Origin of the sequence: Rhizobium sp. BK650 (assembly GCF_014195325.1) — a bacterium.
Classification (GTDB): Bacteria; Pseudomonadota; Alphaproteobacteria; order Rhizobiales; family Rhizobiaceae; genus Rhizobium.
This window is the reverse complement of record NZ_JACIBK010000037.1, coordinates 1-1,102: the sequence shown is the minus strand read 5'-3', so window position 1 is coordinate 1,102 and position 1,102 is coordinate 1. Positions and strand designations below refer to the sequence as shown.

Genomic DNA, 1,102 nt, shown 5'->3' with positions numbered 1-1,102 from the left:
TGGAGCTGGTAAAAGCGAGCGCACACCGGACCGGCTCGGATACCGCTCAGGCCACTATGGCCGAACCCTGATCACTCGGGTGGGCAAGCTTGAACTGCGTGTTCCGCAAGATCGCTCGGGGCACTTTTCCACCGAACTGTTTGAACGGTATCAGCGCTCCGAGCGAGCCCTGGTTGCGACCTTGGCAGAAATGTATGTGCAGGGAGTGTCGACCAGAAAGGTCAAGGCGATCACTGAAGAACTCTGCGGCCATGCGTTCTCGGCATCTTCAATCTCAGCGATCAACAAGCGATTGGACGAAAGCCTGAAGGCATTTGCGGAGCGGCCGCTTCTTGAGCCCTTTGCCTACCTGATCCTCGATGCCCGCTATGAGAAGGTCCGTGAGGCCGGCGTGGTGATGAGCCAGGCGGTACTGATTGCAGTTGGTATCGATTGGGACGGACGGCGACAGATTCTGGCTGTCGAAATGGCGGCCCGCGAGAGCCGCTCGGCGTGGAAGGACTTTCTCGTCAAGTTGAAAGGGCGCGGTCTTCGGGGCGTGGAACTGGTGGTCTCAGACGATCATGCCGGCCTCGTGGCGGCGATCGCGGAGGCGCTTCCAGAGGCCGCCTGGCAGCGCTGTTACGTGCACTTTCTACGCAACGCTCTCGATCACCTGCCACGAAAGCATGGCGACGACTGCCTGCAGGAGCTGCGTTGGCTCTACGACCGGCGCGACCTCGACGAAGCCAAGACCGATCTGTCTGCCTGGCTCGCCAAGTGGTCGGTACGCTATCCGCGTTTGACGAGTTGGGTCGAGGAGACAATCGAACAGACGCTGACCTTCTTCCGATTGCCGCGCCAGCATCACAAGCACTTGAAATCAACCAACATGCTCGAACGCCTCAACGAGGAAATCCGCCGCAGGACCTACGTGGTGCGCATCTTTCCAAATGCAGAGAGCTGCTTGCGCCTCGTCAGGGCCCTCGCAGTCGAAACCCACGAAAACTGGATGGAGGCCAATCGCTATATTAACATGGACGATCTACGGGAGCACAAGAAGCTCGCTCTACGCCAAGCCGCATGACCGCCAAATTTTGCTGAACTTGACGCACATAACCCA

1 protein-coding gene is annotated in these 1,102 nt (G+C 58.8%); it reads left to right on the top strand.

From position 1 onward, the window contains the following. Positions 1-1,066, top strand: a 1,066-nt coding sequence (locus tag FHX15_RS30765) for an IS256 family transposase (protein WP_184402093.1), incomplete at its 5' end; no start/stop codon positions are given. Positions 1,067-1,102 lie beyond the last annotated feature (36 nt).